The following is a 7,969-nucleotide window of genomic DNA, read 5'->3' as shown; positions in this document are numbered from 1 at the left end:
CGATTACGGTCACCTGTATCATTATATGGAGGATATGGAATGCATGAAAAATAGGAGGAGACATTTGAATGAGCAAAAACAAAGAGCAGGATGAATTGAATAAGTGGTTGGAAGAAGAAGATCCATTTGGACTTGACGAAGAAATAAAAACAATACTATTTACCTGTTTAGAATGTGGGGAGGAAGACGATGTCCCTGAATTTGTCGTGCAAGAATTCTGGGTTGATAAAAAGCAAAATGAAGAGGTAGAAACAGAGTGTCCAAAGTGTGGTGGACCTATGCGTAGAGCGAAAAAAGATCCCAAGTGATTTCACTTCACTTGGGACGGGGTTAAGGTCGCGTTAGCGATTTTGTTCCTTTTATAAGATTTTTATCGATATCGGATAAAGATAGGGTTCCTTAGGTTCGTCAACTATGTTCCACTTCGTCACTTTTATAATTGGAAGTTCAACACCATTAAATGTCGTAACATCCAAAACTCCAGTTGCAGAAATCCAGGTATCTTCTTCAATGTTTGCTGCCCCTGGGATTTCTGAAAGAAACCCAATGACACTAGCATCCGCGACACAGTGTGTGATTAAAAATCTCGATAACACAAGCTGATCTTGTTCAAGCCCTTCCTCTTTATAGGCAAATCCAGTCAACTCAATTTCTTTTCCTTTGTATTTTTCAAGATCGTAACTCATTTCATCATAGTAAGTTGCAAACACTGTGTCATCCATGACAATCCGGTCGGTTTGGGACAGATGTTGGATGAGTTGATCATATTCTTCCTTGGACATCAGGTTTTTATATTCGAGATCAGGTATGGCATTATCCTCTATGAAGGAAGTTTCTCCTGTGCTGTTTTCTCCAGTTAGCGGCTGTTCTTCTAACCAAGGGTCGCTACTATCAAACTCACCGGTTTCTGTACTTTCCTCGCTCGCTTTTTGTTTTTTATTCGCCAAGATGGCCATTCCACCTTTTTTATCGGCAATCGATGAATCAAGCACCTTAGGCGGAAGGAAGAAACCTGTTAGTAATGGAAACACAATAATTGCGTAGGATATGAATTTTTTACTACTAAAAGGTGTGTTCCCATGATCATGGTGATGGCCACAGTTGGAACCCTCGTGATCATGATTACAAGAATGACTACTAGTCTTCTTAGTAGACCAGATTCTAGTAATCTGGATAAAAAACAGGATTAAAAAAATTATAGCTGCTGTCTTGCTTAAACCTTCATATTTCGGGTTGATCAACTTCGTAATTTCCCCCGTCATATGAAGCTTAATGATTAAAACAGTGAAAGCTAATAATATAAAGGCTCTAAATGCCTGCTGAAAATGAAATGTCATAGCCCTTCCTCCCTTATAGTATGCTTTGCACCAGCATTAAAGTAATAAACACGGTTGAGGCAACCAACGCCAGCATCCCCATTACAAATTTAACTCGGAAAACACTAAGCATCATTAAGGTGTTTTTTAAGTCTATCATTGGGCCAAAGATTAAGAAACCAAGGATGGACGTAGTAGGGAAAATACTGCTGAATGAAGCACCAATAAAGGCATCGGCTTCAGAGCATAAAGATAAAACATAAGCCAGTCCCATCATTACTAATAGGGAAGAAATTGGGCCACTTCCTGCTTCTAACAGTGCTTTTGCAGGCATATAGGTTTGAACAAAAGCGGCCAAAAAGGCACCTAAAATGAGAAATTTAGCCATGTCAAAAAATTCATCAATCGAATGGGTGAGCATCGACCAAAACTTGTTCGTAAAAGACTGATTCTTTTTGGGAGTTGTCGTATGGAGTAGATGGGTTGCATTTTTAAACTGTGTCCCTTTAAAAACAAAACTAACAATTAAAGCAACTACAACAGCAATGAGAAAACCTAATCCCATTCTCAATCCAGCTATTTGGATGTCATTTCCAAAAGCCATATATGTAGAGGCAATGACAATTGGGTTGATGAGCGGCCCTGTCAGCATAAAGCCCATTGCGGCGTATATAGGTACACCCTTAGAAATGAGTCGGCGGACAATGGGGACAATTCCACATTCACAGGCAGGAAAAAGTGCTCCAACGACACAGCTCATGATGACGGCCAATATTTTGTTTTTCGGTATCAACCTTTGGATATGTTCCTCCGTCACAAAGATTTGAATGCTGCCTGCAATCAATACCCCGATCAAAACAAAAGGCATCGCTTCTATTAAAATACTTAGGAAAATCGTATTTAGATTTAAAACGGATGGTGGCAACTCAAAGGGATTACCAAACCCAGAGCCAAAGGATAAGACAAATAAAAGAAAAGCGATCAAAAGGATGCCTGTAAAATCAATTAAATTGGTACGGAAAATACGATTCATTTAAACCTCCATAAGTAGTTCTTGGTAGATCATTCGTTTAAAATTTCTGGGAAAGATAGCGGAATCAGAGAGTAAGAATTCCTTAGTGTGAAGCTAAAGGCCTATCATCACTAGAATAATAGCAGTATGTAATGCAAATCGTAATTATTACGTTTTATATTCTAAAAGATAATAAGGACAAAGTAAATATAAATATTAGTCGATTAAAAATTGTTTTTATAAAACGATTCAATTACAAAGGACCTCTTGGTGAATTTGCACCAAGAGGTCCTTTTGCGGGATGGTTCTATTTAGTTCCAAATTTCATCATTCAGTTTGTGACCAACTCGATTCATTCGAGTTCTCTATTGTATGTTCATTAGAAACTATGTTCGTGGTACCACGCACGAAAACCAGAAATAGCCCAACCAATAATAAACATAAATTAAATGCTATCACCCCGAACCATAGAAATTGCTCCCAGAAAAACCCACCGACTGAACCAACAACGGAAGACCCTAGATAATAAAAGAGCAGGTAAAGCGAGGATGCTTGAGCCTTATTTTCTTTAGCATTTTCGGTCACAAGGGCACTGACAATCGAGTGACTGGCAAAAAAACCGAACGTGAAGACGGAAATTCCAACTATTTTGAAAATTAAAGTTGGAAAAAGGGTTATGATTGTTCCACTAATTGTAATGAAAATCGAAAGTTTTAAGATCAATAGATTGCCATACTTGCTCGCTTTCTTTCCCATATAAATAGAGCTGAACGTTCCACACAAATAAACGATAAAAATAAAGCCAATAACGGTTTGACTAAGATTATAAGGAGGCTTAACTAATAAAAAGCCAATATAGTTATACATTGAAACGAAACTGCCCATTAATAAAAAACCGAGTATAAATAGGTAATTTAGTCTTTTATTCATCAGGTGTTTTTTATAAGAAGTCCAAATCGATGACCATCCTACTCTATCCTTTGTCTCGGTTTGAGGAGACGGTAAAGTAAGCCAAAAGATAAGGCATAAAATCAATGTGAGAATTCCTGTAATCGCAAAGGCTATTCTCCATGTAAAGAAATCGGTCAGTAGACCGGTCAATATTCTTCCCGACATTCCGCCAATGCTTGAACCTGATATATAAAAACCCATAATCATAGACGTATGTAATGGATGAAATGTTTTTCCAATATAGGCCATCGCAATAGAAGGAACACCCGCGACAAATACCCCTAATAAGGTTCTGAAAATTAATAGAGTATAAAAGTTTGGGCTCAGTGATGAAAGAATTCCCAATATGGATGTGAGGACCATTGAAACGACCATCATCTGTTTAATCCCAATACGCTCCGATATCGAACCTGCGATGATCAATGTAATCGCAAGTAACCCTGTCGTTAAGGATAAAGTTAAACTAGCAACAGGCGCCGAGACGTTGAATTCATCAGCAAATAATGGCATTGTTGGTTGGGTTGTATAGATCATAGCAAAAGGTACTAAACCGGCAATAAATAACGCGACTTTAGACCGTTTATATTCTTTTGTTCCAGGTTGAATATATGACATTCTAAATCCTCACTTTTTCTCCATATATTCCATATTAGAGTGTGGGAAATTGAATGTCTAATCAAACGGTTAAACTCCGTGAAAACATAAGGATCACGTAAACCACTTTATTTTTAACTTTATATATTTATATAAAACTATTGGCAGGTTAACGAATGCTTCCAAAACTAACATTATATGGTATTATATACATTGATTTATTTGAATGTTTAGAAGAGCCGAATTTGTAGGAAAAGGGTGTAACAATGAAGATTATAAAATTAATAGCTTTCTATCTCTTAGGAATTGTCGCAATCCTATGTGTCAGCGTCTTTCCGCAATATTTCTCAACAAGGGGAATGCCGGATACATCGGGTTATTTCGGGCAACTAATTCAATTCTTTGGAGAAATGGCAAACCCGAATCTTTGGCTATATCCTGTACAAGGTTCCAAAGGAGAGTTTCCCATCCTCGAGGTGTTGTGGGAGCCGTTTGTTTATTCGATGAAAATTTTATTAGGAGCGCTGGGATTAGGATTTTTTATTGCCTTTTGTTTTGCGATGGCTGCTACCTTTTTGCCGAACAGAGTGCTAGCGCCAGTTAAGCGTATCCTTGACTTCTTAGAGTCCGTTCCGGACCTCATTTTTGCGAGTCTATTACAATTGCTAGTAATTTTGGTTCTTAAGACAACTGGAATTCATTTATTCCGTGTTGCTAGCTATACTGAGCCCGTTTATCTTGCACCGATCCTTACATTAGCAATTTTACCGATGGTATCAATGTTTAAAATTTTGTTGCTAATGATTGAGGAAGAATTTTTAAAGGTATATGTCACCTTTTTAAAAAGTAAAGGAATTCGCCGATTTGGTATTTTAATGAGGCATATTCTCAAAAATATTATGCCAATCTCGTTCCATCATATGAAAATTATCATTTGGGGGACGTTATCAAGTCAGTTTATTATTGAACGTGTCTTTAATGTGCATGGGTTAACTTTTTATCTATTGGAAAGTTTCACTCCTATGACCATTGCTTTCACACTAATTCTTATTTTTACTCCCTTTTACTTTTTCTTTCAGCTCATGGAGCTATGGCTTAAAGATGAGTCTGCTGTTCCGCTCGAAATCAAATCACAGAGATGGGGGAGATGGAATCTTCTTCAGTGGAAGAAGGACGTTAAAAACGGATTTGCTTTTTCATTGAAGTCTATTAAAATACGAAAACCATCCCTATTTAGGCCGTTTACCTATTTCTTTCAACTATTGTTTAGTCACATGAAAAATTGGAAATTTGCCCTGGGACTCCTCTTTTTCGTTATTGCAATTGGCTATAGTCTAATTTATTCTGTCACAACCGATAACCATGTAGATCAAGTTAGACTTTACTACAATGAAGATGGATCAAAATTACTAGGCACACCTCCACTTGCCCCGACTGAACCTTTTTTCTTTGGGTCTGATCGTTTGGGCTTTAGTCTCTTTGATCAATTGGTAATTGGCGCGAAATATACGTTGTTTTTTGCCCTTTTGATTGCCTTATTACGAGTGTTTGGCGGTCTTTTATTTGGTGTCTTATATGCATTCCACCTAAGACCACGTTCGCAGGAGTGGTTTGGAAGAATGACTGACTCGATTCACTTCCTGCCATTAAGCCTGATTGCCTACATATTACTAGCCCCCATCCTAATGCCGACAATGCAGGGGTTTGCGTATTCTTTTACAGAAAGAGTACTTCTAGAGATATTTATTTTAACGATATTGGTTATTCCGTTAACAACTGTTTTATTGGGGAAAGAGATCAAGCAGGTACTTGAATATGAATTTATTATCAGTGCCAAAGTGTTAGGGGGAAGCAAATTTCATGTGTTTTGGCGTCATGTTTTACCCCATCTCGGCCCACGGTTAACGATCCTGTTCGGTCAGCAGTTTATTCAAGTACTATTAATCTTTATTCATTTAGGAGTCTTTCAGTTCTTCTTTGGCGGGACGATTCTTAGCTTTGGGATGCAAGCGGATCCCCCGAGATCAATGACTAATGAGTGGTCAGGTCTAATTGGACAAATTGGTCAAAACGCCATCGCGGGAGGAAGATATTGGTTCTTGTGGATATTAGTCGCCTTTATGCTTGCGATTTTCGCTATGCAATTCATCATTCAAGGCGTAAAAGAGGTACAACAGGTGAAAGTTGGGGTTTTGTATAAACTTCCGAAAAAAAGAAAAATTCATGATAAGAATCGAGAAACACCATACAGTATGTCTAATCAAGTGACAAAGGACCGTTTTCGGAGAATAAAACACACTCAATAACTAAAACTGCTGTAAGGAAGGGGGAAATCCCTTCCTTGTTTTATGGAAAAGAATTAGTCTTGTCTAGTTAAAAAACATTTGGAGATGCTCTCACTTGGAAGGGAATCATTTGTCTAAGTTGAATAGTTAAAAGGAACCTATATGCAATGTCTAGTTAGAATGTTAAAAGATCTTAGTTATAAAATTTAAGATGAAAGAGGGCCTATCAATTGAGACATTCAGATAGTGGGAAAAAATTCTTCGAGGCTATTCAAATAGATGATAGGAAAACTGTGAAGAAGTTGCTTGAGTATGACCAAACCATTGTAAATACAGAAAATGAGGAGGGTCTTACTCCTTTAGGCTACGCCTCTCATTTTGGCCATCTAAAAACGGTTAAACTTCTATTAGACAACGGGGCGGATGTTAACGCAATATCCCACTCGAAAATCAGTTTTATTCCATCGAATACAGCACTGCATGCTGCAATAGCGGGTGAACGGAACTTGGAAGTCATTAAAACTCTTTTAGAACATAAGGGTCAAACCAATATTTTTGATAGCAATGGTCATACTTGTCTTCATTCCGCAGCCTATCACCTAGACAACGTTCAACTGATTAGCCTATTAATAGAAAATGGTGCACCGGTGAATGCGAAAGTAGACGGAGGGAAAACCGCACTAGAAATTGCTTTAGAAAGAGAACACCAACAAATCGCCGAACTATTGGGAGAGTTCCGTGTAAATGATTAAGTAAGAACTCCGACGAGACATCTACTCTCTTTCTTCTATAAAAGAAGCTTTTGGACAAAATAAGTAAAGGAGTGTTTACATATGTATGAATTGAAAACAAAGGAAACGGACAATAGTGTCCTTGAGTTTATAGAAAAAGTAGAAAGTCCAAAAAAACGGGAAGATGCATATAAATTACTAGACTTATTTACGGAAACAACAGGATATGAAGCAAAGATGTGGGGACCCAGTATTATAGGCTTTGGTTCTTATCATTATAAATACGATTCTGGACACGAAGGGGATGCCCCACTGGTGGGCTTTTCTCCTAGGAAGGCAAAAATTAGTTTGTACTTTGCGACTGGTGACACAAAACGACAGGAATTATTAATGAACTTTGGTAAGCACACAACAGGAAAGGCCTGTGTGTATATTAACAAAGTGGCTGATATTAATGTCGATATCCTAAAAAAATTAATCATTCAGTCTGTTGAATTTTTGAAAACATCGTATCCGCAACGATAATATAATGCCGAAACGTTTTTTAATAATGATGGGATGATGGCTTTAAAGTCATTTAGGTTAGAGCAGGGGAGGGTAGGGTAGCATTGAATCCGTTCCCCTATCTTGTATGTTGTGGCTATGTCAAAAAGAAACCTCCATATATCACTTCTAATCCATTGATTCTGTTAAATAAGTCTATTATCCTTTGATAAAACTTTTTTCAAAAAAGGTGTTGATTCTTAAATAGTAAGATGTTATTCTAATATAGCTGCTCCGGTAGCAAGGGAAAAACGAAAGACATTCATCATCGTTAAAAACATTTTTAAAAAAAGTGTTGACGAAATGATTTGGATGTTATAAGATAAACTCCTGTCGCTAAAACGACAAAGAAAATTGCTCTTTGAAAACTAAACAAACAAGCGTCAACAAACAATATTTATCATGTTTCTTCTATTAAATAGAGAACATGAGCCAACGTTTTATTTTATGAGCTAATCACTCTTTATCGCGTACGAACAGTCAGTAATATCCTAACGGATAAACTGACTGTAACTACCCGATTGATTCGACTAACCA

The 7,969-nt window shown here is 37.4% G+C and carries 7 protein-coding genes; 4 read left to right on the top strand and 3 right to left on the bottom strand.

What is annotated here, in order from left to right; genetic code table 11:
* The first annotated feature begins 68 nt into the window (after nt 1-68).
* Nucleotides 69-308, top strand: coding sequence for an FmdB family zinc ribbon protein (locus BMX30_RS23115; RefSeq protein ID WP_244532703.1), 240 nt, complete (start codon nt 69-71; stop codon nt 306-308).
* 51 nt (nt 309-359) lie between these two features.
* Here the strand turns inward: BMX30_RS23115 and BMX30_RS23110 are convergent, their stop codons facing one another.
* From BMX30_RS23110 to BMX30_RS23100, 3 genes are all read right to left on the bottom strand, one after another.
* A complete protein-coding gene (locus BMX30_RS23110) occupies nt 360-1,337 on the bottom strand; it encodes a TIGR03943 family putative permease subunit (RefSeq protein ID WP_090750682.1) in 978 nt (325 codons plus the stop codon).
* 13 nt (nt 1,338-1,350) lie between these two features.
* Nucleotides 1,351-2,349, bottom strand: coding sequence for a permease (locus tag BMX30_RS23105; RefSeq protein ID WP_090750680.1), 999 nt, complete (start codon nt 2,347-2,349; stop codon nt 1,351-1,353).
* 306 nt (nt 2,350-2,655) lie between these two features.
* Nucleotides 2,656-3,894, bottom strand: a complete 1,239-nt coding sequence (locus BMX30_RS23100) for an MFS transporter (RefSeq protein ID WP_090750678.1) — start codon at nt 3,892-3,894, stop codon at nt 2,656-2,658.
* 245 nt (nt 3,895-4,139) lie between these two features.
* Here BMX30_RS23100 and BMX30_RS23095 point away from each other — a divergent pair, with 245 nt between their 5' ends.
* From BMX30_RS23095 to BMX30_RS23085, 3 genes are all read left to right on the top strand, one after another.
* Entirely contained in the window at nt 4,140-6,179 is a 2,040-nt protein-coding gene (locus BMX30_RS23095; protein WP_090750676.1) for an ABC transporter permease subunit, read from the top strand.
* Nucleotides 6,180-6,388: 209 nt separating this feature from the next.
* Nucleotides 6,389-6,910 carry an ankyrin repeat domain-containing protein gene (locus tag BMX30_RS23090; RefSeq protein WP_090750674.1) on the top strand — a complete coding sequence of 174 codons (522 nt, stop codon included), beginning with the start codon at nt 6,389-6,391 and terminating at the stop codon, nt 6,908-6,910.
* A gap of 81 nt (nt 6,911-6,991) precedes the next feature.
* Nucleotides 6,992-7,414 carry a DUF1801 domain-containing protein gene (locus tag BMX30_RS23085; RefSeq protein ID WP_090750672.1) on the top strand — a complete coding sequence of 141 codons (423 nt, stop codon included), beginning with the start codon at nt 6,992-6,994 and terminating at the stop codon, nt 7,412-7,414.
* The last annotated feature ends 555 nt before the right edge of the window (nt 7,415-7,969 follow it).

This window comes from Mesobacillus persicus, assembly GCF_900109925.1.
Lineage (GTDB): Bacteria > Bacillota > Bacilli > Bacillales > Cytobacillaceae > Mesobacillus_B > Mesobacillus_B persicus.
Note: the sequence above shows the minus strand (reverse complement) of the source record. Positions and strands in the feature narration are given on the sequence as shown.

Coding starts and splice junctions, on each gene's coding strand:
- BMX30_RS23115 (WP_244532703.1), top strand. CDS start 69: ATGAGCAAAAACAAAGAGCAGGATGAATTGAATAAGTGGTTGGAAGAA.
- BMX30_RS23110 (WP_090750682.1), bottom strand. CDS start 1,337: ATGACATTTCATTTTCAGCAGGCATTTAGAGCCTTTATATTATTAGCT.
- BMX30_RS23105 (WP_090750680.1), bottom strand. CDS start 2,349: ATGAATCGTATTTTCCGTACCAATTTAATTGATTTTACAGGCATCCTT.
- BMX30_RS23100 (WP_090750678.1), bottom strand. CDS start 3,894: ATGTCATATATTCAACCTGGAACAAAAGAATATAAACGGTCTAAAGTC.
- BMX30_RS23095 (WP_090750676.1), top strand. CDS start 4,140: ATGAAGATTATAAAATTAATAGCTTTCTATCTCTTAGGAATTGTCGCA.
- BMX30_RS23085 (WP_090750672.1), top strand. CDS start 6,992: ATGTATGAATTGAAAACAAAGGAAACGGACAATAGTGTCCTTGAGTTT.